Source organism: Paenibacillus chartarius (genome assembly GCF_042432825.1).
GTDB classification, from domain to species: domain Bacteria; phylum Bacillota; class Bacilli; order Paenibacillales; family NBRC-103111; genus Gordoniibacillus; species Gordoniibacillus chartarius.
In genome coordinates, this window is the sequence record NZ_JBHLWN010000102.1 from 76,863 (window position 1) to 99,666 (window position 22,804).

Sequence of the window (22,804 nt, forward strand, 5' to 3'; positions counted from 1 at the left end):
CTGCAAGCAAGCGGTCAGCTCCCGATGCCGAGCGCGTCCGCCATGCGCTTCGTTTCGATGCCGGCCAGCAGGACGATGCCGATGCCGTGCGTATCGTTGAGATTCCATCCCAGGTCGTGTTTGTAATAGGCATTGGAATACGACCAGCTGGAGCCTTTGCATACTCCGTACAGATTGCCCCGCTTATCGATCGCCCGCTCGATGAGGCCCCGCCAGCCGGCCAGCGCGGCCCGTACATATGGCTCACGGTCCTCGAGCCAGCCGTGCCGGACGCCGAGCGCATAGCCGTACATGAACATCGAGGTACAGGAAGATTCCTCGTAAGATTCGGGATCGGTCAGGACTTGGTGCCATAAGCCGTTCGCACCCTGCAGACGCAAGTAGCCTTCGGCCAATTCCCGGTAAAATGCCAGAATGGCGGCGTGATGTTCATGTCGCTGCGGCAGCACCGAAAGCAGCACGGCCAAGGAAAAGAATACCCAGCCGTTGCCTCTGCCCCATGTCGTCCGGGACGGCATGCCTTTCGCCACATCGTAAACATGCGACATGATTTGCAGCTCGGGCATAAACAAATACTTCTTGTACAGCAGCAGCTGACCTGCGGCCTCATCCAGGTACCGGCCGTCCCCTGTCAGCTCCGCATAGCGGCACAAGAACGGTACGCTCATGTACATATCGTCGCACCACATCGTGTTGTGCATGCTTGGCGAAACGCCGATCTTGCGATACAGCGCACCGTCCTCCATACGGGATTGCTCGTGCATGATATAACGGGCGATATCGTCCGCCGCCTCGCGCATGCCTTTGAGCGGACGAACGGATTCAGCCGCAATCGCCAATGCGCCGAACGAGCCGCAGTCGTCGAGACTGTCGATATGCGACAGCTGGTTGTTGAGGCCCGCTGCCCCGAATTTCTCCCGGTCCCACAGCGAATAGACATAGGTCGACGTTGCGAATTCCACGTGTGCGGCGACGTAATCCGCCAGATCGCTGCGCTGCAGAAGCCGGCTCGCTTCCAGCAAGCCGTTCAGGGTAACGCCGAGAGGGTAGTTCCAGCGGCCGAACAGCTCATTATCGAGAAATGGCCGAACGTGCTCCCCCGGCAAATCCGTCGTCCAGAAGAAAGCTCCATGCTTGCCCTGCGCGGTGCGGTCCATGGACAGGTAGTCGGCCGCCTCAATACGGGCTTCGGCCGGGAACGGCCCGAGGCAAAGCCAGCTTCCGTCATGACCCTGCACAAGACGCGGAGCGGCCAGCTTCGCTCCCCAGGACAGCTCCTTGATTTCGAAACCCCAGCTTTGTACGTCGCAAGTGCATTGCACGACCAAATCGCCGCTGCCTCGGGTCATATCGAGCTCGAAGGAAAATGCGCCTGCCTGCTCGACCCAGTACAGACCCGCCCCGTTCCACTCAAAGCGCAGCGGACTGCAGGCCGTGCCCGAGACCGTCACTTTGCGGACGGTCGCAGATGGAGCGACAACCTTCGTCCACGCAAGTGCGGTCATTCCGGGCTGAATGCCGTAAAGCCGTTCCATGCGGACCGCATTCGTTACCCGATTGTGTTTAACCGGAAGCCAGCCTGCTCCCGTCGCCGCTTCCGGCAGCGTCTCGGCGGGGATCCGATTCAGCGGCGCATCCAGCGGTGCCGTATACATCCAGCCCTCCTCGCCTTCCCGCTCAACCGACGGTGCCAGGAAATGGTAAGGCTTGTTCTTGCGATTACTCGTTCCGAATATCGCACCGCATTCGCCGTCCGCCCCCTTGCCAAGCTCGAATACAAAATGATTCCAGCCCCGCGACAGCGCAAGCTTCAGCTTCAACAGCGGCCCTCCCTCCGCCGATTCTTCCTCGGCGCATGAGCCGAAACGTTTTTCTCCGTTATGGTACAGCCGGACCGGCCCCAGGCAGCGAAGATGGAACACAAACTCCTGAGGCTCGTCGATCCACAGCTTCGCCCAGGCGTAGCCGAGCTGGCCGCTTTGCATCCCCGGAAACATGCGTCCGTAAGGAACTTCGTACGTATGATCCTCCCGCTTGCGGATGGCACTCGCTCTTGTCAGCCGGTATACGGGACCGTGCGGCGGATTGGAGCCGACGTAGCGCTGTGCAACGGTTGTCAGCACATGGACGAAGTCCGCCCCTTCCGTTTGAGCTGCGATGCTCTCCGCCGGATCAAAATATCGGCCGTAAGGCGCCGTCATCTTGCATCCCCCTTCTCCCCGCCGGCTGTCCCGGCTGCGGCCTCGGCAGCGCCGAGCAAGCTTACTCCGCCTAGAACCTCCGCTATCGGAATCGGACGATGCTCCTTCACCGATCGCCATACCGCTTCGCCCGTCGCTACCGAATACGCTCCGTCTTCGGCGCCGGACAAGATGCGGTACGGCCGCACCGGATCTTCGCCCATGAACAGATCTTCAAGCAGCAGCGGGTCTCCCCCGCCGTGGCCGCCTTCCTTGTGCACGACATGAATCGTTTCTTTGGAGCCGAACAGCGGAAAATAATCGATCGTCTGCACCGGCGTCGGGAAAGGAGTTCTGGCCGGCATGTGATATTCGACCGTTTCCAGTCGCCCCTTCGTTCCGTTAATGGCGAGCCGGTACCCTTCATAGGGCAGCGAGAAGTTGACCGAGTAGCTCAGCAGCGCGCCCCCGCTGTATTTGACGGCTGCGGTATACGTATCCTCAATATCGATGGACGAATCGAAAATGCATTGATCCGGCCGGTAGTCACTGTACGGGAAAGCTTTCTTGCCGGCATCAAGCGAGCCCAAATGGTCGTCGGGCACCGGCGCCCGCTTGCTGCGCGCGTTCCAGCGCGAATAATACGAGCACTTGTTCGTCAGCTCGCAGGTGCTGCAAAATCTGCCGTCCTCTTTATTCGGATTCGCTTCCGCTTCGGCGCCGTAGTAATTCAAAGCTCCGTATGCAAACACTTCCACCGGCTTCTGCCCGATCCACCAGTTCACCAAGTCAAAATGATGCGTGCTCTTGTGTACGGATAAACCGCCGGAAAGCTCGCGAACCCGGTTCCACCGTTTGAAGTAGGAGGAGCCGTGATACGTATCCAAGTACCAGTTCAGATCGATCGAAGTAATCCGCCCCAGCTTGCCTTCCATGATGATTTCCTTAATCTTCGTATGAACCGGCGCGTACCGGTAGTTAAACGTAACGGTGACGTTCCCTTTGCTTGCCCGCTCCGCTTCCAGCACGCGCCGGCAATCCTCGCCCGTCGTCACCATCGGCTTCTCGGTGATGACGTCCAAATCGCGCCGCAGCGCGGCAAGCACGTACCGCGCATGCGTATCGTCACGGCCGGCGACGATAATGACGTCCGGCCGCGTCTCATCGACCATCCTGTCAAATTCGGACTCGCCATATACCGGCACGTCCGCATGATCCGGATATCTCGTCCGGTACAGCTCGAACCGTGCCGGGTCCCGATCCAGCAGGCCGACAACCTCGCAGCTCCCCGCAAACGTCGTCAGAATCGGCTTCGCGAACATGCCGAGCGCGCGGCCGCTGACGCCGCATATCGCATATTTTCGTCTTGTCGTCATTTTTTCACCTTCGCGTACCATTCCTGCACCCGCTTCGTAACCGTTTCTCCGCCCGCCTTGTTCCATCTGTCGACGAACTCGTCGAACTTATCGAGCGGCCACTCTCCAATAACAATTTTGGTTAAATATTCCTGGAACAGCTTATGCGACTGAATGTCCGGGAAGCCCTGGTACACCGTATTCGGCAAGCCGTCCCCGGCGATGCGGCGCGCATCGGCCGTGCTGATCGCGAAGATGTCCTGAACCATCTTCTGCTGCTGCTCCGGAATGGTCAGCTTGATCCGATTGTCCATATCTGCTTTCGTCGTCAGGTTGCGCATGCCAAGCGCGATCGGCTTACTGTCTTCCGGCGGCAGCAGCACCTTTTTGCCATCGACGACTTTGTGCTGCCGTCCCTCGATGCCGAACCGGACGAAGTCTTCGTTAGCCGGATCATAGAAGAAATCGAGCAGCTTGAGTGCGGCTTCCGCTTTCCCTTGCGAAGCGATCGGAATCACCCATTCCGGCTCGCCCATGCTTTTTTGCGTGACGAAGCCTTGGAATCCTTCGACCTTCGGCATCGGCATACCAACGACATAAGCGTCCGGGGCACCCTTCAGCATGGCATTGTAGCGGTCCATAATGTTGGCCGGAAGGTGGTACCAGCTGCCGACGAGGTTATTGTTGATTTTGGCCTGCCAGACGTCGCCTTTGTTCAGAAACGTCTCGTTGTCGAGCAGCTTCTCCTTATACAATTCGCGCATGTAGCCGATCGCGGCTTTCATGTTTTTGCTGACGCCGGCGTATTGAATGCTGCCTTCGTAAATGTCCCACTCGGGATTGCCCTCCCACATAGCGACGCCGTACATGCCGAAGAGATGGTCCATCCACTTGCCGTGTTCCCGCCCCGACGTCGGCAGCTCATCCTTGACGCCGTTCCCGTTCGGATCTTTGTCGCGGAACGCCCGCAGCACTTCCCGATACTCCTCCGCCGTCTTCGGCACGTCCATTCCGACTTTGTCCAGCCAATCCTTACGGATCATGGGCGCCCGCTCAGGTACAAGGAATACCTTCGGAATATAATAAATGCGGCCGTCGGGTGCGGCGGAGCGGACGATGTCCCAAGCCTCCTGCGGGACGTTCTTCCAGACATTCGGTGCGTATTTCGGGAGCAAATCGTCCAGCGCCAGAGCGCCGCCTTGGTTAATGAGCGTCTGCTCCACGCCGCCGATCGGACGAAGAATGTCCGGCAAATCGCCTGAGGCGATCATCAGGTTCAAATATTCCGAAGCTTCCGAGCCCGGAGGCGTTGTCGACAGCTTATACTCCACACCGGTTTTCTCCGCGACGTACTTCACGTGCGGATCATTGCTGTCAGGCATGGTGCCAACGCCCATATTGCTTTTGTATACTTTGACTTGAACGAGCTTGCCGGCCTGAGCGCTGCCGGCAGAGTCAGCGGTATCGCCTTGATCGGCGCAGCCTGCAAGTACGGATATCGCCGATACGGCAGCGAGCGTGATCATTCCCGCCTTTCTTGCCGATTTCCCCCAAAGTCTTCGCATCATATGACATCCTCCTCTTTTTATCGTCACCGGCGGCTGCCGGCTATTCCTTAATCGAACCGAGCATGGAACCCTTCACGAAATATTTTTGCAAATACGGGTACACGAGCAAAATCGGAACCGTAGCGAACAAAATGGTGGCCGCCTTCAGCGTCGTCGTGTTGAAATCGTAATCACCCATAAACAGATTCACTGCGGCGAGCTCCTCCGGCGACGTTAAATAGGCGCGAAGCTTCATCTGGAGCGGCCATAAATCCGGATTGCGGATGAATAGCACCGCCCGGTTGAACGTATTCCAGTAGCCGACTGCATAAAACAGGCTCACGGTCGCCAGCACGGGCTTAGACAGCGGCAAATAAATCCGGAACATAATGCCGGCGTCGCTGCAGCCGTCGATCCGGGCCGAGTCGTCAAGCTCGGGCGGGATGCCCATAAAGAACGTGCGGATAATGATCATATCGAACGTCCCGATCAAGCCCGGCAATATCAGCGCCCAAAGCGAATTCATCAGTCCCAGCTCGCGTACGGTCAGGAAGAACGGAATCATCGGCGCATTGAAAATCATCGTTATGATGATGCCCAGCATGATCGGTCTGCGGACGAGAAACTCCTTTCGCGACAGCGGGTACGCCGTCAGCACCGAAAACAAGAGGCTCAGCGCAGTTCCGACGATAGTAATGTACACCGTAACGCCGAACGATGTCCAAAGCCCTTTATTTTGTAATACGTGAACCCAAGCCGCGGTCGTAAACTCAACAGGCAGCAGAAACACGATTTTGGAGTCGGCGGCGATCGGCGAGCTCAGCGAAACCGCCAGCAGATGGACGAGCGGCATGAGCATCGTAGCGGCTGCAGCCGCCAGAAACACATAGTTGAAGAGGCGGAATACGTTGTCTCCGATAGATGCTTTCATCACCACAACCCCTGTTCCGTTTTCCGGGCCATCCGGTTAAATATCCACAAGAGCGCGAAGCCGATCACCGACTGGAACAGCCCGATCGCAGTCGTCACGCTGTATTGCCCTTGCAGCACGCCCGCCCGGTATACATACGTTTCGATGATATCTCCGACCGAATACGTCATCGGCGTGAGCAGATTGTAAATCTGGTCGAAGCCGAGCTCCAGGAAATTGCCGATGTTCAGCAGGAACAGCACGAGGATCGTCGGGAACATGCTCGGCAGCGTAATGTGGATCGTCTGCTTCCAACGGTTCGCTCCGTCCATAACCGAGGCTTCATACAAATTCGGGTTGATACCGACGATAGCGGCGAGGTAAATGATCGTCCCCCAGCCGACTTCCTTCCATATTCCCGACAACACGACGATCAGGCGAAAATATTGCTCCTGCTGCATAAACAGGATCGGCTCATGGCCGAACCACCCGCGGATCATATTGACCGCGCCTTGATTCGACAGCAGTTCGAACACGATGCCGCCGACAACGACCCATGACAAGAAGTGCGGAAGGTAGAATAAGCTCTGCATGACCCGCTTGGCCAGCATCAGCCTCACCTCGTTAAGAAGCAGGGCGAGCACGATCGGCGCCGGAAAACCGATGACGAGCTTGTACAAGGCGATCGTCGCCGTGTTGCGGAGCACGTTGTAAAAATCCCGGTATTCGAAAATAAACTTGAAATTGTCGAAGCCTACCCACGGACTCCCCGTAATGCCTTTAAAAATTTGATAGTTCTGGAATGCGATGACGCTTCCCGCCAAGGGTACATATTTAAAAACCAAATAAAATATGAGCCCGGGAAGAATCATCACGTACAGCATCCAGTGCTTTCGCATATTTGCGAGATAACGGCTTGCCAACGGCCTGACCCCCTTCGCTTGGTGTACCGTCATCTTAGCCGCTGATGCCGCCTGCAAACAATCGTTCAATCGTCCACGGCATGAGCAAATCCGATTTTTCGCCGGATTGGCGCGGTTTCAGGGGCTGCTGTGAGGGTTCGGTTAGCTCTCTGGAGTATCGGTTCATTGCCGTCCCAAGGCAAAAAAAGCCATGATCGACGTCACGAAGCGATCGTGGTCGGCCTGGCTTTTCTGCTCATTACAAATCCTTAAGTCTTGATTATCTTACCGGAATGTTTCCGCTCACGAACTCCATCAAATCTCCCTATGCTTCATCTTTTCAATGATATGGTCGGCGGTTCGCGCGGCGAGCGCCATAACGGTATCGGTCGGGTTGGCCCCCCCTGACGTCACGAACAGGCTCGCACTGCAAACAAATAGGTTGGGAATGTCATGAGTTTGCCCGTAGCTGTTCGTCACCGACGTATCGGGATCATCTCCCATCCGGCATCCGCCCATCAGATGGGCGGTATCGTCGGTCACAAATTCCGGAGTGCCGCCGGCTGCTTCCATAATCTCTTTCATCTTGGCGACAGCATGGTCAATAAGCCGCTTATCGTTCGGCCCGTACGAGAAGGAAACATGTGCTAGCGGCATGCCGTACTCGTCCTTCTCTTCCGAAAGCGTGACACCGTTGGCCGGATCGGGTAATGTTTCGCCGACGAGCGTAATCCTGCCGTAAAAATTATAATCCAACATCGCTTGGCGTAGTTCTCGGCCCCAGAGCTTGGCGGATTTGGCAATCCCTTTGGCCATCTCCACAGGCCGCGACCCGTGAGCATGCAGCGTATACCCTCTCGCAAAGCCGCGGGCAGGATCCGTCTCGTAAAATTCCTGCGTCGTAGCTAGCACCGGCGTCCCTTTATACAGCCGAATCTCCTCCGGAAATTTTCCGTATAGATCGTTGCTGCTATGGACCATTATCGCTTTTCCGACCCAGCCGCTGGAATTGGCCAGTCCGTCCGGGAAACGGGCGTTCGCCGAGTGAAGCAGCAGCCGAGGCGTTTCGATGACGAAATTCGCCAATATGACGACACGCGCCTTTTGCTCATACGTTTTCCCGTCATGAACGAACGACACGCCAGTTGCCCGGCCATCGTCGTTCATGAGAACCTGTGTCACCATACTATCGGAGATTACTTCGGCGCCTTGCTGAATCGCCTTGGGGATATGGTGGACCAAGGTGCTGAACTTCGCATTCGGCATGCAGCCTTGATTGCAGAAGCCGCGGTTGATGCACGGCGGCCTGCCGTCGAACGGCGCGGAGTTGATTGCCAGCGGCGGAACCACGCTGCGGATGCCGAGCTTTTCACAGCCGATGCGGAACATCTCGGCGTTGGCGCTGAGGGGTTCACGTTCAGGGTAAGGATATGGGCCGTGAAAGGCACCCCAAGGAAAGTGTTTAGGTCCGGATACGGCGATTTCCTTTTCGATTTTATCGTAATATGGGGCAAGGTCTTCGTATGAAATCGGCCAATTCTCCCCTACGCCGTCCTCCATTTTGGTACGAAAATCACTCTCGTGTAAGCGCAGAAACACACCGGTAAAATGGGTCGTTCCGCCGCCAATCCCTCTGCCCGAGTTGTTATGGCCAAGCTGCAGGGGATCATTTCCGCTAACGATTCTCGTATCCTGCCATCCCAGATGTGTCATCGACAGCTCGTCGCTGGCAAAATCCGTCTGCGGATTCCAGAACGGCCCCGCCTCGATCACCACGACCTTTAGCCCTGCCCTGCTCAGCTCATAGGCTAAAACACCTCCGGCTGCTCCGGCCCCGACGATGCAAACATCCGCATCATCTGGATATTTCCGGTTCTGAAGACCGCTGTGCCTATGGTTCTGGTAATGATCGATATGGTGCATGACAGTATCGCGACTATTTCCCATCTCTTCTTGCCTCCCACGGATCCGTCAATCCGAACTCCGAACGAACATACCCGCGCGGGTAAGCCGGACCGGCATAACCGATTTCCGACCATATCGATGGATGTGAATAATACGCCGCCACCGACTCGTTCAAGATCTTGTTCATAAACTCGGTAATGGGGAAAGACGAGGAACCTGCCGGCAAATTGATATTTTTCGTCATCCACTGCTTCACAAGCTGATTTTGTTCGCTTTCTTCCAGTCCGGCAAAGGTTGTGCCGTAGCGCTCGATGCATACTTTATCCAAGATATCCAGTCCGCCTCGAATCAGTTCGGATCGCTTCGGAACGCCGGCCTTGCGCTCCGATTCGCCGATGTCGGATTTCAGAGCAGAATCCAGATGATGGACGACATAAGCGATAACCTCGTATCGCCGCTCATCAAGCAAAATCTCACATAGTCTGAACATATACCCCGCCTCTTGAGCCGTAAGAAAATCGATATGGATACAACGACTCCGTCTCCAATCGTTGAATGACGATTTCCCGGGTATGAGGATCCCAGTGCTCTTGCTCACGGAGCACGTCGAAGCTTGGATAATGCAACTTATATTCCGGCATGCATTATCGCCCCCAGTACAATGCAAACAGCCCCAGCACGCTTATGGCCGAAATCAGAGCGGGTAACGTCAGCGGAGGGCCGATCATAAAGTTGCGCATCTCATATCCCCCAACACGCTCACCGACGCCATGAATATGCATGTACGAACCGTATACTCCCGCCGCAATGCCGACGGACAGCAATACGGTCAATGCGCCGAGAAGCCAAGCCACGTTGTAATAGGCATAGAAAACCATGCTTAATCCGAACACCGGTGTTGCAATCACAGGAATCCACATCGACCAATGCCTGAAGTTTTGACGATAATGAAATAGCGTAACCTGCACGAATACGACGAGAAACAATAAACCGAGCGCGAATATGAACACTCGCTCCAACGACCATCCGTTCCAGCCCAAAGTATCCAACCTCCGTAACATGGTGTTTATTGGAATATGGATACAGTATTCCTAACTGTTTGGATTTTAACTCATGGATATCCAAATATAGGTAGCCTCCGATGCTACAGCTATTTAGGCAAATTGGGTTCTTTCCCTTGCGTGTCAAATGTCCAAGCGCTTGAGTACCTGATTGCGTACAATGACATCGTAACATCATTCAAAAACGAAAGGAGGCGTTGAATCATGGCATTCGCAGGTGCAACAGCAGTTGCAGGCACTGGCTTTGGCGGCGGCTTTACTAGCATTGGAGTCATTCTTGTTCTGTTCATCCTTCTGGTCATCATCAGCCGTGCTTTCGTACTGTAATCGACCGTTCTTCTGAAATGTAAAGGGACTACACCTGACATGGAACAGATATTGCTCTTGGATATCCATGCAGGGGTGGTCCCTATTTTAGAAAGCTCATCATAGATCACGAATATGATTGATCACATATTCGGCATCTCTTCCTACACCGCCGATTAATGCCGACCCTCTTCGATACTGCCATGGCAGCCCTAAGAAATACAACCCATCTATACGTGAAACGCCCCTGATATGCACAGGTTTGCCCTTCCCGTCCAGAACGTCAGGAATCTTAATCCAACTGTAATCCGAACGAAACCCCGTTGCCCAAATCAAGTTCCTCACCTGGGCTTTACTTCCGTCTTCAAAAATAACCGTTTGATCTTGAACTCGGGTAGCCCTTGGCTTGACCTCCACCCTGCCCTCTCGAATCAGACTTCTTAATTCAAGACCGAATATCGGATCAGGCTGCCGGCTGATCAAATGACCAAACGCGCTGTGAATAGTAGCCTCAAGCATACCTAACTTGTCGAACCACCAAAACATGCTTTTGCCGAATGCTTTTAACGGGAGGAACTTCATCTTATGCCCTACAGATAAGAGAACGTCTCTATCCTTCGATAGTTCCACGGCGATTTGCGCTCCGGAATTTCCTGCTCCGACAACCGCCACAGATCCTTCCTGCAGATCAGAGGGGTTCAGGTACTCCGATGTGTGAAGCTGTACAAGATCCTTGTCTATAGAAGCCGCAAATTCAGGAATTCTGGGCTTCTGAAACGGGCCTGTCGCCACAATTACATTTCTAGCTCTCCATTCCCCGCCACTCGTTTGAATCCTAAAGATGCCTTGCTCTTTAGTAAGAGACCGAACCTCCGTCTCCAGGCGGACAGGCAAGTCAAACCGCTGCACGTATCTCTCCAAGTACTCCGCAATCTCATCCTTGGCTGCATAGCCGTCCTGCTCACCTTCAAGCGTAAGCCCCGGAAGCGAACTATACCTTCTCGGAGTAAACAGTACCAAGGAATCGTACCGTTTCCGCCAAACATCGCCGACTCTTTTCTCTCTGCCAACGACAACGAAATTGGCATTCGTCATTTTCAAATAATATGCCGCGGCAAGGCCTGTCTGACTGGCACCAATCACGAGTACGTCAACATCTGTCTCCATTCCTATCCCTACACTTTCATCTCTTCATGCTGTATGACCGAGGTTTCAATTTGGATCGTAGTATGCTGAATTTTAAACTTATCCGCAATAAGCCGAATGGCTTGCTGTAAAATCTGTTGATCATCTTTATCGTCTTCTATCAATAGGTGACAGCTCAAGGAGTCTAGTCCCGAGGTAATCGTCCAAATATGAAGATCGTGAACATCCTTGACCCCATCTATGCTTTCCAACGTCCGCTTCACTTCGGCTTGATTCACCGTAATTGGGGTGCCCTCCATAAGAATATGGAGCGTATGCTTAATTACACCCCATGCCCCTTTCAGAATGAGAAGTGCGACAAGTACGCTAATAATCGGGTCTGCAACGTACCAGCCGAACACCATCATGACCAATCCTGCGACTATAGCTCCAACCGAGCCTAAAGCATCACCAAGCACGTGAAGATATGCACTTCGCAGATTGATGTTGTTTTTCACATCCCCTTTCCTCATAAGCGCCACAGCGCTAAGCACGTTGGCAAGGAGACCAATAAGAGCAATTAGCATCATCGACCCGCTTGCTACGGTTTGCGGCTCCAAGAAGCGCTCATAAGCTTCCCAGATGATGAAACCGGCGACAACAAACAAAGTGATCCCGTTAAACAGTGCGGCCAATATCTCGAACCGGTAAAAGCCGTAGGTCTTGTTCGGCGAAGCCGGCTTGGCGGCAAACCACACGGCAACGAGACTTAATACCAACGAACTGGCATCGTTGAGCATATGGCCGCTGTCGGATAAGAGGGCCAAACTGTTAGTAAATAACCCGCCGAAAAACTCCAAAAGCATAACTCCCAAAGTAATGATTAGAGCGATAGTGAGACCTATCTTATTGCCGTTTGGATCAAAATGATGGTGATGCCCGTGGTGGCCGTGGCAATGGTCATGATGGTGATGCGAATGGTCGTGATCGTGATGCTCGCGGCTATGGTCATGATTGCGGTGACTTCCCATATGAACTCGCCTCCTAACTATGCTCACAGTGGTTGATGGCTTGGGTTAACAAGGAAATAACGTGACTATCGTCGCACGAATAAATCATGGACGTACCTTCACGCCTGGATTTAACCAGCCGCATTGTTTTCAGAAGGCTCAACTGGTGAGAAACAGCTGACTGGGAAATGTCCAATACTTCCGTGATGTGGGTAACCGAACATTCCTCTTGGGAAAGCATATACAGAATACGGATCCTTGTCGGATCAGAAAGTGCCTTGAATATTTGTGACACATCCTCAACAATTTCCGGAGTGAGGAATGAGTGCTCCTTTGCTTCCATTTGTTTTACACCTCTACATGTTATTCAATATATGAGCATGTGCTCATATTTGGATTATGACTTAAGAAATTATTTTTGTCAATCCGGTTCTGGTCAATTCTCCAGAAAGCTGAACAATTGAAGGGGGTGACCTCGTCTTCTTGTACGGAGGCTTGGTTTGGCTGGTGCGGTTAGGTCGTTTGACGGCACGCATTTGCATTCAAAGCGCCCATAACCGCCCCTTCGCGGCAAAGATGTCTGTACTTATCCAAGCATTTACTGCTGATAGCCGATGAATGAGCAGAATGTCTGAACATTCGAATGCATCCTCCGATCAAGTGCGCCATCCGAAACAAAAGAAATTAAAGGTACAACAAAAAAACTTCCGGAGTGTACGCCAGGAAGTTTTTTTAGATTTATTTTCAAGTGGATTCGGAATGCTGAATCTTACTTTGATAATACGCTTCCAATCTTCGTACGGACTCCGGCCAACCGAAGCGTGCAACGACTCGTGAACGCCCGCCGCTTGAGAGCTGCTTCGCCAATTCCGGGTTGTTCTTTATTCGTGACAGTGCGTCAGCGAAAGCTCTCGGACTTTTGTAGGCTTCCACCAACAATCCGCTGCGGCCATCTTCGACAACTTCCAATATGCCGCCACGGGCTGATGCCACGAGGGGAATCCCGGACGCCATTGCCTCCGAATTCACACAGGCAAACCCCTCTTTATACTGAGTCGGACAAACAAATATATCCGCAAGATGATACATGTCATGAATTCGATTCGGGGAAATATATCCGGTAAAGTGTATGGGAACGCCCAAACTTTTAGCGAGCCTTCGAACTTTTTTGATATAACCGGTCTCTTTCTTTACTCCAGGCCAAGAGGCGCCGACGGCGACGATGGCAACCCTCTTATCCTCCTTGCGAAGAAGGGCAGCCGCTTCAACCAAGGTATGCAGCCCTTTCCGCGGTACGATTCTTCCGACAAATAACAGATTATACGAAGCGGATAATCCATACTTTTTGCGAATTTTTGTCTTATATGCTTCAGATCTGGGACGGAATTTTGCGGTGTCGACGCCAAGCAACATAGGTTCAAATTTTGCCGCATGCTTAGGGTATCGGGCTTTGAACGTATCGGCTAGAGCGGAAACGACACATGTTACTCCGTCAGCATGTCTCAGCACGTTATTTCCTTGGCGCTTACTTAGTTTGGATAAAAAATGGAGGGAGTGCAGCGAGAGCACAATCGGTGTTCCGGGGAAGGCTTTCCGAATCACAGGAAGAAACGTCGGCCGGTTGTCTACTTGAATAATATCGAAATTGCGTCTTTGAAGCTTCTTCATGGCCAACCGGATATAGGCTTTACCATTCTTATAAGGAATTCGGTAGTACAACAATGTACCTTTAGCCGATCTGCTCACTCTAGGTAATCTTGGATGCGCGGAGCTTACAATCGTTACATTGTGTGTTCGGGCCATTCTGGAAAAGAAATTGTGCATAACGGTTTCAACCGATCCTCCTTTTATGGGAGGCAGCGGCAGCTTATCGGGCGCAATGGCCAAGATCCTCATCGACTCATATCCTTTCTTGTGAATACGGCCTGCCTTCTTTATTACTCTACTATTTCGTTGCCGGTATTGCCGCGATACATGTGGGTGTGCGGGGTGCTTCCATTTACTGTCGTATATCCCTCGAAATAATGAATATGGCCTCCGTTCGGTAACGGAATGGCTGGTCCTGTTGTGCCTTGTATGATATGAGCGTGGCCATCGTCAATTGAGGTTTCTGCATAATAAGAATGTACATGCTGAACCCCGGTTGCTGCGAGGAAAGTCAGTCCTACATATCTGTGATTGTGACCTACATCCAATGATGTTACCCCCTCAAACTGATGAATATGAGGCACCGCTCTCCCATTCCATGATGTTATATACAACTTGTGAGAATGCTTGCTACCCGAATTACCTGAATTACTTGAATCACCCGAATCTAGAATAAAGCCCGAGATTGGAATTCCCACCGTATTACTTCCCTTCAATAAAATAATGTCAGTTCATTCTATGAAGGTTTATACTCGGCGGAAATGGTCATTGTCCTATGGTCATTCCCCTATAGTCATTGGTCTTCCGTTCTATGGTTTGTTCCATGATTGTTATATGTTCCCCGAAGCGGCAGCAATTACGGCCTTTGGCTTGAGCGCCAATAACCATTTGGTATTCACATTCATCGGCTCCTCTGTACATTAGGGATAAAACAGCCTGTATGATTATGATGGAAATATTCGAATTCATACAGAATCCGCAGTTCGTCAGAAGCTAACAGCCCCCTTCAATTCTATTTCAATAAAATAGACTCGCGCGGCATTCAATCCACAGTAGCCAAGCATATGATATAGAAACTGGCACAAGGAGATTTGTTATGAAATCTAAAAAGAATCGTATCCATCTAAACTTACGCAAGGGGGAAGGAGAAATGTTGGATAGCTTATATAATGAATTGGAACTATTAAACGAATCATTGGAAACCTATGAAATAGATAGCAAAAAGCAATTATTGGCGCAGAGTCAATCAAAAACAGAAAGAACGCTGCGCAAAACCTCAAAAGTAAAACGGCAGTAACCTCACTTATGGACAAAAAAGCAGCCTTACGGCTGCCCTTTTTACATAGTTCTCATTGATTGGGTTAATTGTCGACTGCATTCATGATATCGATGTCGTCGCTCAATGGGCGGACTCGGCATCATCGACATGCTTCACATGTTTATACGAAATCGCGATAAACAGCACGGAAACAAGCACAAATATCGAACCGGTAATAAACGGCACATGAGGGTTATAGATCTCGGCTAGTTTGCCCGCCATAAACGGAGCAATGGCACCGCCGATGAATCGTAAAAAGCTGTAAGCAGCCGATGCCGTAGATCGTTCTACCGGAGCAGCATTCATGACGGCCGTTGTGATTAATGTATTGTTATTCCCCAGCAGTGCCCCCGCAAAAATAACAGCCGCGATGATTACCCACTGCGTTGATGTCCAAATACCCATGGCCAGCAGCACAAAGGCGAACAGAACTAACATGAAACACATCGATTTAATGGTACCGAACCACTGCTGAAGCTTCGGCGCCACAAATACGGAAGTGACGGCTAGCAAGATTCCCCATCCCAGAAAAACAAACCCGAGCCCATGCTCATCCAAGCCCATTACGAATGGCGCATAGGCAAGCAGGGTGAAAAATCCGAAGTTGTATAGCGCTGCGGCAATACCGAATACTAAGAGAGACTTGTGCTTAAGGGCCCGGAACGGATCGAGCAAAGATGACTTCGACTTTACGTTTTTTCGATGTTCGGATTTCGGCATCAACGCGCTGATTCCGATGAACGCTACGATCATTAACGTCGCAACACCCAGAAACGGGCCTCTCCATGAAATGCCGCCGAGCCATCCCCCGAGCAAAGGTCCGACCGAAATGCCCAAACCGATTGCCGCCTCATACAGAATGATGGCTTTCGCTGTACCGCTATTGGAGAGGGATACGATTGCGGCCAAAGACGTAGCGACAAACAAGGCGTTACCCAGCCCCCAACCGGCTCTTAGTCCTACCAGGTTCCAGATGCCGTTCGAAAATCCGCCCAGCCCCGAAAACAAAGCGATGACGACAACACCGGTAAGCAGCGTCCATTTGACGCCAAGTCTTGACGAAACCGTGCCGGTAATCAGCATCGCCACCGCCATTACCGCATTGTAGCTGGTGAATAATAAGGTAACTTCACTTTGGGAGGCGTTCAGGTTTTTAGCAATTGCCGGCAGGATCGGATCGACAAGACCGAGACCCATAAAAGCAATAATGCAGGCAAAGAAAACGGCCCAAACCGCTCTAGGCTGCTTTAAAAGATTTGAGTGATGAGCAGATGGGTCTGTTACCGCAGAATGCGATGTAGATGACATTATGATTTCTCTCCTTTATGGAATTAATGATTATACAGGTACAAATTGAACGAGTGCCTATTCATGATTTCGCAGGCTTGCATGATGAGTTCCCCCCATCAACATGTCTTGCCTTGCAAACTAGTTGTATTATCCAACTACATGATTGCATTATACAACTATTGTCGTGCGTGTCAAGACATTATTTATGGTGACGGTTGCAATTTTATTGGAGATTTGTTTTGTGATACCATAGATCATAATGAATATGAATTCGTGAGGTAGTCATCATATGGATGAGCACTCTTTGGAAACGATCGAACTGGAGATGGCCATTCTCGTTCGGCGGGTCACATCGATTACAACTTTCAACAAAATCGGCAATCTCGACCGTTCCGCCTATCTTTTGCTCCATCAAATTTCTTCTCACGGATCTGCCGGTGTAAAAGCGCTGGCGGATGAATTCCATTTGGATATCTCAACAGTTAGCAGACAAACTGCCGCCCTTGAACAAAAGGGATATGTTCACCGAACGCCGGATCCGTCGGACAAGAGGGCCTTTACGCTGCAAATCACGGAATTGGGAACAAAGGAGCTGCTCGAGCACAAACAGGCGCGGTTGGCCCGAATTACCGAGCTTCTGAAACATTGGTCCGAGGAAGAATGCCATTCGTTCGGGGAACTGTTGAAGAAGTTTAATCGGACTTTTGTCTAACGGAGTAAAACGAAGAAGCCCTCAGCTGTCAATTGCCGGGGGCTTCTTTATTTGTGTTCTCGCCGTTCCTCTATAGTTAACTTCGCTTATCCGTGCAGTCCCCCTTCCAGATAAGCCCGCTGACGGTACGCGCCGACCGGAAGTTGGATCAGCGTCGTGTCCCCGATTTTACCCAGCTTGTAGAGCTCGTCGCAGTAGCCCGCATGAAATCCAAGCAGCGGACGACCTCCCATTCCCTTCGCGGCGGACGCCAGCAGCAGCTGTTGGACGAGTATGCCCGCTTCCATCTGCTGGATGCGATATCCACGGTATCCGAGCTCCGGGATCAGGTGATTTTTGTCGCCGGCCACATGCAGGCAGATCGGGATTTGGAATAAATTAAGATTGTGCAGGAACATTCCCAGCTGCAGCCGTACCCGATGATCGCCGCGAAGAATCTGCCGCAAGGAATGGTCGGAGCTTTCATAACGGTATGCGCCGTCCGGTAGCCCTTCAATGCCATAGAAGCTGCCGTATAGTGACACACGGGGCCCGCTCTTCCCCCTCCTTCCGTTCAAATCGTTCCGGTACGTGCAGGAAGCCGCCGCTTCTTGCAGCAATGCGCTCAGCTGCGGCAACGGTACCTTTGTCAGGACGAATTCCGACTCGGGTGAATATCGGCTGCGGCATACTGACGCCAAATCATAAGACTCCTGCGGTACTTCCGGCAAGTAGGCTGCGCGGATTCCGCTAGTCGCGAGCTTCTTCGCTCCAACCTGCCGAAAGGAATCCGGCGAATGCTGCATGGACGCTTCGTTCATTCGGATCAGCTGCGAGTAGTCTTTCACTCGTCGAGAACGTACATAATGCTCATGCCGGAGGACCGACAGTTCCTTGCACAGCATTGCTGCAGAGACATGCCCTACTCCTAGACCGCCATCACCGCCGGGATTCCACGCGGTTGCTCCGCTCTCGGAAAGCGGGATGACCGCGTACACGCTCTCCTCCCGATCGGAAATCCCGAGCAAGTGATTGACGGCACGATCTAGAAATTGATAGTGTACCCCAACATCAAACTCGAACCGCTTCGCCACTTCAAGCAATTGCCCGATCAGCACGCCGGCGTCCAAGCCTTGCAGCCGATATGCGAAATGATGATATTTGAAAAAATTTTTCCAAAAGACCGTCGATACGAATACCGTGCCGAAGCATGCGGATAAGTCGCAGCGGCCGCCGAGCGCCCTGGATAAATAGGAATCGAAATTACCTTCGCGGAGCAGCACCAATCGATGGTGCGCCACATCGTAGTGGTATACTCCAGGCGGAGCATCGTTCAGCTTCAAATAGATGTACACTTCGCTCGGATACAGCCCGCCGCCGGAAGGAACAAACCGCCTTATCAATTGCTGTGGAGAAGCCTTCCCGCCCCATCCATTCGCAGTCTGGTATGTTTGGTTCAACCGCGCAAGCCCGAATATGTACCATAGAAAATGGCCGATCCCTGTAATGTCGGGGAAGGTTGGCCCTGATTTTCCAAGTAAGGTCAGCGGTACTTCCGGGGATAACGGTATCGCCGGCAAGCCGCGGTACAGCTTATAGGGAAGAGGCGCATCCGCCCAATCGACCTCCCACCCCGAAGGCCCCGATTCATGCGCACTCGCATGGAGATGATGCACAAAGGCATCCAGATTCATGTTTTTTCACTCCTCGGGCGGCTTACGGGAACGGATGAGGATGCGAGTTGAGCTGATCCTCGCGCAGCGGCTGCTTCACGTATCCGAGCTTCGCCGGCACGTCCAGCACTCTCTTTAAGCCTGTCAGCCGGGTGAGATGATACCCGAACGTCATCGGCAGCATCCCCGGAATGAGCACCTTCACGCAATGCAGCCGGTTTCGCCGTAATTCCGGCGTCGTCTGATCCACGACGATCACGTCGAGGCCCAACCGGCGGAATGCTTGAAGCACCTCCTTCAGGTCGTCGGTCAAGTCCCGATGGTTCGTTCTCGGCTTGAATTCATCCTCGAACGCTCGAAGCGGACGGTCCTCCGCAAGCAGAAATTGCAGCCGTTCTTCAGCCTGAGGCAAGCCATAGAGCATGGAATGGTCCTCCATTCCCCTCACTAGCGTCGGATCGCGGAGCATCCGCTCATACTCCTCCCGATTCGCGGCGAGCTTCTCGTCCAAGGTCAGCATCATCCCCGAAAGCTCATGTACCGCGCCTTTTGCCGCCCGAACCGGATCCGGATGCGCCCCTGCAGCGCAGATGAGATTGAGTCCCTTCGACTTTTTATTTTTCGCCAGTGCCCATACGCTCGGGATCCCGTTCTCCATAGTCGCGTTATAGAGGTACGTTTCGAATCCCGCGACGGCATTCAGGCGCTCCAGCATCAGAACCAATTCCCGGTCATTCGCGGAGCGCGGGTCCAAACGAGGGAGCGGCAGCCGCGCATACCAGGTCAGCAGAAACGAATCGCGCTCCACCACTTCCATAATGCCGTAGAAAATCGCTTCCTCCAGGCTTCCGCCCAGCGCGCAGCCGTTGGAGGTCTCGTAGACGAAGCCCCGATCGCAGCTTGAGCTGTAGTAAGCGAGCAGCTGCGGAACGAGAATCGGACGTTCCTGCAGAAACGAGTAGCCCCAAACCCACTCGAGCTGCCGGTCAGGATCAAACGGTTCGAACGGAAACCCCGGCTTCTCATACTGTTCCTTCGCATACAGCCCGACGGTTACAGGATCGAGTGCATGGTCCGCCACATGGCGGTAGGTATCTCGAATCATCGTTCTCTTGCCCCTGGGGGCCATTCCGCAGTACCGCTCCAAGCCTTCCAGTATTGCGGCCAGCTCGCTATCCGCATAAGAATGCGTTCGGCCGGCCGCCGCTTCATCCATATTCATCAGCGGCAGATTGACGCTTACGTCGGCAAATGGCGAGACAAGATCCAGCATTTTACCGTTCAGAAAGCCCGTTTTATAATCTAGATAGTCAACGGCTAATACTGCCTTAAGCTCTTCCAACGACCGGCAGCGATAAATGCGCTCGCTGATCTTCGGACTCGGCTTGAGCGTAATCCGGGCCGCCTCCGGCGAATCGTCGGGCAGACGCCCGCAAACCGAACATAACGGATCGGGCAAAATGAAATGACTCGAGCATTTGAGCGTCTTCATATTCACGAAGATCATCCGTTCATCCGTGCGGGCCCCGGCGCCCTGAAGCTCTCTTTGCACCTCAGCCGACAGCAGGTGCGCCATCTGCAGCAGCCCCGTGCGCGAGGCCCATGCGTCACTCGGCAGTCCCCCGGATTGCCCCAGCCGCCTCCGCAGCATCCACATCTCTTTGCGGTCGCGCCCCGCGATCAACTGCCGGCTGTCGGCGCATTGCGAGCATCCCGGCGCCCCCGGCTTGACCAGCGGCCCGATCACCCCTTCGCCAAATGCGATGAATCCGCGGATCCACCGAATGCCCGCCGTCCGGAACGCCGCTTCCGCTTCAAGATGAACGGAAGGATTCCATGCATCGTCCAGCACCAGCGCGAAATCCGTCGCTTTCGGCACGCCTGACTGGAGATCGGCCAGCCGTTCGATCCGATATAAGGCCGATAGCAGCTCGCATGCAAGCTCCGCCAACACCCCATGTCCTACAACGGTGACTACCGCGCTCATCCTGCGTCCCCCTCTCGAACAATTACGCCGAAGACCCTTCCCGGTAAATCCTTGAGCAGCGGTTCCACGGCCAGATCGATAACCTCGAGATGCTTGCCGTTCCTTGTTAACACCTGAAGGGAGCTGCGCAAAAGGTCCTGAAGATGGACCGTTTCCGAAGAAGGAATCGGCAAGGTGACCGGAGCCTCATTCCCAATGTGCACCGAAGCGGCCTCCAGCACGTTCGCCGCACGGCAGGCAGGGCCGTTCTGCACCTTCAGCAGCGCCGAATGCAGCGCCCTTCTGAGCGATAAAGTCAGATTCAACCCGATGCCGCCATACCAGCAATCGCGGGTTCCGACCCATACGGAACGGAAGCCGGATACGTCCTCCCCTAAGGCAATTAGCGGTTCACCCTGCAAGAAGGTTAACGCTTGCAAGTAATACCGGCAGCGCACGTCTTCCACCTTGCCGAGCCGAAGCCTATGGACATATGGCTTACGAGCAGCCACATAGCTGCCTAACGTCTCGGCCAAACAGGCTTGCAGTCCGCGCATGACGGCTTCCTGAGCGGTCTCTCCCGCTCCGGCGCAGGCGGAGCGCTGCGGTTCGGGAAGTACGCCCGTTAGCCGCGATGCATAAGCTTCGATCCCGCACAGCCCAGCCTCCCGTCTTGCTTCCTCGTGCGTAAGACCGGAACAGACGAGGTCCGGCAGCAATCCGGCTGGTCCCTCTGTCAGCGGATCTACCGCTTGAACGCTGCATTGGGAGAGCGGCAGCTGCTTTAAGTCCCCTTCCTCCCACAGGTGAAGAATTCCTGTATGCGCCGATGTCAGCCGGTTCAAGTACGCAAACAACCCGGTCGATACACCTCTGCCCGAATCCCGTTCCAGCTGTGCGCCCCAATCTTTAACTGCGGCGGCCTCGGCGCCGCGCAAATCGCCGCTCGCGAGGGGATGAGGGCTGACGGGATGTATGCTTCCTTCCAACGTTTCCAGATCAAGAAGGTAGACAGCATCACGCAGCTCCGGTTCAATCACCCCAGTAACCGACTTCAACAGCTCGAACGCGAGCACATTGGCCAGCATCGCTCCCGAAGCGGATGACATAGCGTGCCGCTGCGGATCTTTCTCGAGCGCGACCCGGTGGATGCGGCGCCATGCCGATTCCCAGCATGCATCCGACTCCGGATGCACGAGCGGTCCCGCCATTCCGGTATGGTGCAGGCATACGGCCGGGAGAAGAAGCTTGCGCTCCTCCTTGCAAACGCTATTTAGAAGCCGCAGCTCCCGGGCATCTCCCTTCTCAGATGCGTAAAGCACCGCTTGATACGGCTGTACGAGTTCCCGCCAGCCGCTCGCTCCATCCCGTTGAAGCGTGACTTCCTTGACCTCGACCTCCGGATCGGATTGCCGGGCATGCGCCTCCAGCTCAGCCAGCCGCCGCTTATGGCTCGGTGCAGAGTCCATAAGCAGCACATGAAACCGCGGCAGCCCGGACTCAAGCAAAGCCGCCGCCAGTGCAGCGAGAATCGGCCCAGACCCAGCCACTAGCACTTCGGCTTGCCGATATTGCTGAAACCGGAACGCGCCGGAATCGGCAAAGCTGTCCAGGAAAGCGATTTGCGGGGCATATTTACGGACGATCCCTTCCGTCAACCGATGCGGACGGTCTTGGCTCATATCTCGCAAGAAACCCTTCCCATACAGCGCCTCCGCAATTTCATACACCCGGCGTATGTAAGGCTCGGACAATCCGTTCGTCAAGGCCTCCATCGTGTTCTCCCCATTGAACATAGGGATCAGCTTCTCAATCCAGCGGTCGATCATTTCACCTTGCATACGGAACGTTCCTACGTTAGGGCTTGCTGAACAAGATTCGTTCCATTTACACCCAACGTAAGTCTCTAAACCCAAGC

20 protein-coding genes are annotated in these 22,804 nt (G+C 53.5%); 3 read left to right on the forward strand and 17 right to left on the reverse strand.

What is annotated here, in order from left to right; translation table 11 throughout:
- Positions 1–14: 14 nt before the first annotated feature.
- From ACFFK0_RS25545 to ACFFK0_RS25580, 8 genes are all read right to left on the reverse strand, one after another.
- Positions 15–2,201, reverse strand: a complete 2,187-nt coding sequence (locus ACFFK0_RS25545; RefSeq protein WP_377473269.1) for a glycoside hydrolase family 88/105 protein — start codon at positions 2,199–2,201, stop codon at positions 15–17.
- Positions 2,198–3,556, reverse strand: a complete 1,359-nt coding sequence (locus ACFFK0_RS25550) for a Gfo/Idh/MocA family protein (RefSeq protein WP_377473272.1) — start codon at positions 3,554–3,556, stop codon at positions 2,198–2,200. The genes ACFFK0_RS25545 and ACFFK0_RS25550 overlap by 4 nt, the downstream gene beginning before the upstream one ends.
- Entirely contained in the window at positions 3,553–5,103 is a 1,551-nt protein-coding gene (locus ACFFK0_RS25555; protein WP_377473273.1) for an extracellular solute-binding protein, read from the reverse strand. The genes ACFFK0_RS25550 and ACFFK0_RS25555 overlap by 4 nt, the downstream gene beginning before the upstream one ends.
- Before the next feature lie 40 nt (positions 5,104–5,143).
- Positions 5,144–6,013, reverse strand: coding sequence for a carbohydrate ABC transporter permease (locus ACFFK0_RS25560; RefSeq protein ID WP_377473275.1), 870 nt, complete (start codon positions 6,011–6,013; stop codon positions 5,144–5,146).
- Entirely contained in the window at positions 6,013–6,948 is a 936-nt protein-coding gene (locus ACFFK0_RS25565; protein ID WP_377473277.1) for an ABC transporter permease, read from the reverse strand. Before ACFFK0_RS25565 ends, ACFFK0_RS25560 begins: the two co-directional genes overlap by 1 nt.
- Before the next feature lie 261 nt (positions 6,949–7,209).
- Positions 7,210–8,817, reverse strand: a complete 1,608-nt coding sequence (locus ACFFK0_RS25570) for a GMC family oxidoreductase (RefSeq protein WP_377473309.1) — start codon at positions 8,815–8,817, stop codon at positions 7,210–7,212.
- Positions 8,818–8,830: 13 nt separating this feature from the next.
- Positions 8,831–9,289 (reverse strand): gluconate 2-dehydrogenase subunit 3 family protein, encoded by a 459-nt coding sequence (locus ACFFK0_RS25575; protein ID WP_377473278.1) that lies wholly within the window; start codon positions 9,287–9,289, stop codon positions 8,831–8,833.
- A 154-nt stretch (positions 9,290–9,443) separates the two neighbouring features.
- The gene (locus ACFFK0_RS25580; protein ID WP_377473280.1) at positions 9,444–9,839 is read right to left on the reverse strand and encodes a hypothetical protein; all 396 of its coding nucleotides are present in this window, start codon (positions 9,837–9,839) and stop codon (positions 9,444–9,446) included.
- Between the two features lie 225 nt (positions 9,840–10,064).
- Here ACFFK0_RS25580 and ACFFK0_RS25585 point away from each other — a divergent pair, with 225 nt between their 5' ends.
- Entirely contained in the window at positions 10,065–10,187 is a 123-nt protein-coding gene (locus tag ACFFK0_RS25585) for a YjcZ family sporulation protein (protein WP_377473282.1), read from the forward strand.
- A gap of 99 nt (positions 10,188–10,286) precedes the next feature.
- Here ACFFK0_RS25585 and ACFFK0_RS25590 read toward each other — a convergent pair whose 3' ends face one another.
- The 5 genes from ACFFK0_RS25590 to ACFFK0_RS25610 form a co-directional block, all read right to left on the reverse strand.
- Entirely contained in the window at positions 10,287–11,333 is a 1,047-nt protein-coding gene (locus ACFFK0_RS25590) for a flavin-containing monooxygenase (RefSeq protein ID WP_377473284.1), read from the reverse strand.
- An 8-nt stretch (positions 11,334–11,341) separates the two neighbouring features.
- Positions 11,342–12,322 carry a cation diffusion facilitator family transporter gene (locus ACFFK0_RS25595; protein WP_377473286.1) on the reverse strand — a complete coding sequence of 327 codons (981 nt, stop codon included), beginning with the start codon at positions 12,320–12,322 and terminating at the stop codon, positions 11,342–11,344.
- A gap of 13 nt (positions 12,323–12,335) precedes the next feature.
- A complete protein-coding gene (locus tag ACFFK0_RS25600) occupies positions 12,336–12,644 on the reverse strand; it encodes an ArsR/SmtB family transcription factor (RefSeq protein ID WP_377473288.1) in 309 nt (102 codons plus the stop codon).
- Between the two features lie 401 nt (positions 12,645–13,045).
- Positions 13,046–14,197, reverse strand: coding sequence for a glycosyltransferase family 4 protein (locus tag ACFFK0_RS25605; RefSeq protein WP_377473290.1), 1,152 nt, complete (start codon positions 14,195–14,197; stop codon positions 13,046–13,048).
- Between the two features lie 41 nt (positions 14,198–14,238).
- The gene (locus tag ACFFK0_RS25610; RefSeq protein ID WP_377473292.1) at positions 14,239–14,646 is read right to left on the reverse strand and encodes a YmaF family protein; all 408 of its coding nucleotides are present in this window, start codon (positions 14,644–14,646) and stop codon (positions 14,239–14,241) included.
- Between the two features lie 398 nt (positions 14,647–15,044).
- On the opposite strand from ACFFK0_RS25610, the gene ACFFK0_RS25615 reads away from it, so the two are divergent.
- Positions 15,045–15,245: a hypothetical protein gene (locus tag ACFFK0_RS25615; protein ID WP_377473294.1), complete on the forward strand. Its 201-nt coding sequence runs from the start codon at positions 15,045–15,047 to the stop codon at positions 15,243–15,245.
- A 102-nt stretch (positions 15,246–15,347) separates the two neighbouring features.
- Here the strand turns inward: ACFFK0_RS25615 and ACFFK0_RS25620 are convergent, their stop codons facing one another.
- Positions 15,348–16,574: an MFS transporter gene (locus ACFFK0_RS25620; RefSeq protein ID WP_377473296.1), complete on the reverse strand. Its 1,227-nt coding sequence runs from the start codon at positions 16,572–16,574 to the stop codon at positions 15,348–15,350.
- Positions 16,575–16,845: 271 nt separating this feature from the next.
- On the opposite strand from ACFFK0_RS25620, the gene ACFFK0_RS25625 reads away from it, so the two are divergent.
- Positions 16,846–17,268: a MarR family winged helix-turn-helix transcriptional regulator gene (locus tag ACFFK0_RS25625; RefSeq protein WP_377473298.1), complete on the forward strand. Its 423-nt coding sequence runs from the start codon at positions 16,846–16,848 to the stop codon at positions 17,266–17,268.
- An 86-nt stretch (positions 17,269–17,354) separates the two neighbouring features.
- Here the strand turns inward: ACFFK0_RS25625 and ACFFK0_RS25630 are convergent, their stop codons facing one another.
- The 3 genes from ACFFK0_RS25630 to ACFFK0_RS25640 are packed head-to-tail and all read right to left on the reverse strand — an operon-like array spanning position 17,355 to position 22,802.
- Positions 17,355–18,941, reverse strand: coding sequence for a SagB family peptide dehydrogenase (locus ACFFK0_RS25630; RefSeq protein WP_377473301.1), 1,587 nt, complete (start codon positions 18,939–18,941; stop codon positions 17,355–17,357).
- Positions 18,942–18,963: 22 nt separating this feature from the next.
- The gene (locus tag ACFFK0_RS25635) at positions 18,964–20,907 is read right to left on the reverse strand and encodes a TOMM precursor leader peptide-binding protein (RefSeq protein ID WP_377473303.1); all 1,944 of its coding nucleotides are present in this window, start codon (positions 20,905–20,907) and stop codon (positions 18,964–18,966) included.
- The gene (locus ACFFK0_RS25640) at positions 20,904–22,802 is read right to left on the reverse strand and encodes a putative thiazole-containing bacteriocin maturation protein (protein WP_377473305.1); all 1,899 of its coding nucleotides are present in this window, start codon (positions 22,800–22,802) and stop codon (positions 20,904–20,906) included. The genes ACFFK0_RS25635 and ACFFK0_RS25640 overlap by 4 nt, the downstream gene beginning before the upstream one ends.
- Between the last annotated feature and the right edge of the window lie 2 nt (positions 22,803–22,804).

What these genes read in the sequence shown, in the direction of transcription:
- ACFFK0_RS25545 (WP_377473269.1), bottom strand. Translation starts at nt 2,201, where the DNA reads ATGACGGCGCCTTACGGCCGATATTTTGATCCGGCGGAGAGCATCGCA.
- ACFFK0_RS25550 (WP_377473272.1), bottom strand. Translation starts at nt 3,556, where the DNA reads ATGACGACAAGACGAAAATATGCGATATGCGGCGTCAGCGGCCGCGCG.
- ACFFK0_RS25555 (WP_377473273.1), bottom strand. Translation starts at nt 5,103, where the DNA reads ATGATGCGAAGACTTTGGGGGAAATCGGCAAGAAAGGCGGGAATGATC.
- ACFFK0_RS25560 (WP_377473275.1), bottom strand. Translation starts at nt 6,013, where the DNA reads ATGAAAGCATCTATCGGAGACAACGTATTCCGCCTCTTCAACTATGTG.
- ACFFK0_RS25565 (WP_377473277.1), bottom strand. Translation starts at nt 6,948, where the DNA reads ATGACGGTACACCAAGCGAAGGGGGTCAGGCCGTTGGCAAGCCGTTAT.
- ACFFK0_RS25570 (WP_377473309.1), bottom strand. Translation starts at nt 8,817, where the DNA reads ATGCACCATATCGATCATTACCAGAACCATAGGCACAGCGGTCTTCAG.
- ACFFK0_RS25575 (WP_377473278.1), bottom strand. Translation starts at nt 9,289, where the DNA reads ATGTTCAGACTATGTGAGATTTTGCTTGATGAGCGGCGATACGAGGTT.
- ACFFK0_RS25585 (WP_377473282.1), top strand. Translation starts at nt 10,065, where the DNA reads ATGGCATTCGCAGGTGCAACAGCAGTTGCAGGCACTGGCTTTGGCGGC.
- ACFFK0_RS25590 (WP_377473284.1), bottom strand. Translation starts at nt 11,333, where the DNA reads ATGGAGACAGATGTTGACGTACTCGTGATTGGTGCCAGTCAGACAGGC.
- ACFFK0_RS25595 (WP_377473286.1), bottom strand. Translation starts at nt 12,322, where the DNA reads ATGGGAAGTCACCGCAATCATGACCATAGCCGCGAGCATCACGATCAC.
- ACFFK0_RS25600 (WP_377473288.1), bottom strand. Translation starts at nt 12,644, where the DNA reads ATGGAAGCAAAGGAGCACTCATTCCTCACTCCGGAAATTGTTGAGGAT.
- ACFFK0_RS25605 (WP_377473290.1), bottom strand. Translation starts at nt 14,197, where the DNA reads ATGAGGATCTTGGCCATTGCGCCCGATAAGCTGCCGCTGCCTCCCATA.
- ACFFK0_RS25615 (WP_377473294.1), top strand. Translation starts at nt 15,045, where the DNA reads ATGAAATCTAAAAAGAATCGTATCCATCTAAACTTACGCAAGGGGGAA.
- ACFFK0_RS25620 (WP_377473296.1), bottom strand. Translation starts at nt 16,574, where the DNA reads ATGTCATCTACATCGCATTCTGCGGTAACAGACCCATCTGCTCATCAC.
- ACFFK0_RS25625 (WP_377473298.1), top strand. Translation starts at nt 16,846, where the DNA reads ATGGATGAGCACTCTTTGGAAACGATCGAACTGGAGATGGCCATTCTC.
- ACFFK0_RS25630 (WP_377473301.1), bottom strand. Translation starts at nt 18,941, where the DNA reads ATGAATCTGGATGCCTTTGTGCATCATCTCCATGCGAGTGCGCATGAA.
- ACFFK0_RS25635 (WP_377473303.1), bottom strand. Translation starts at nt 20,907, where the DNA reads ATGAGCGCGGTAGTCACCGTTGTAGGACATGGGGTGTTGGCGGAGCTT.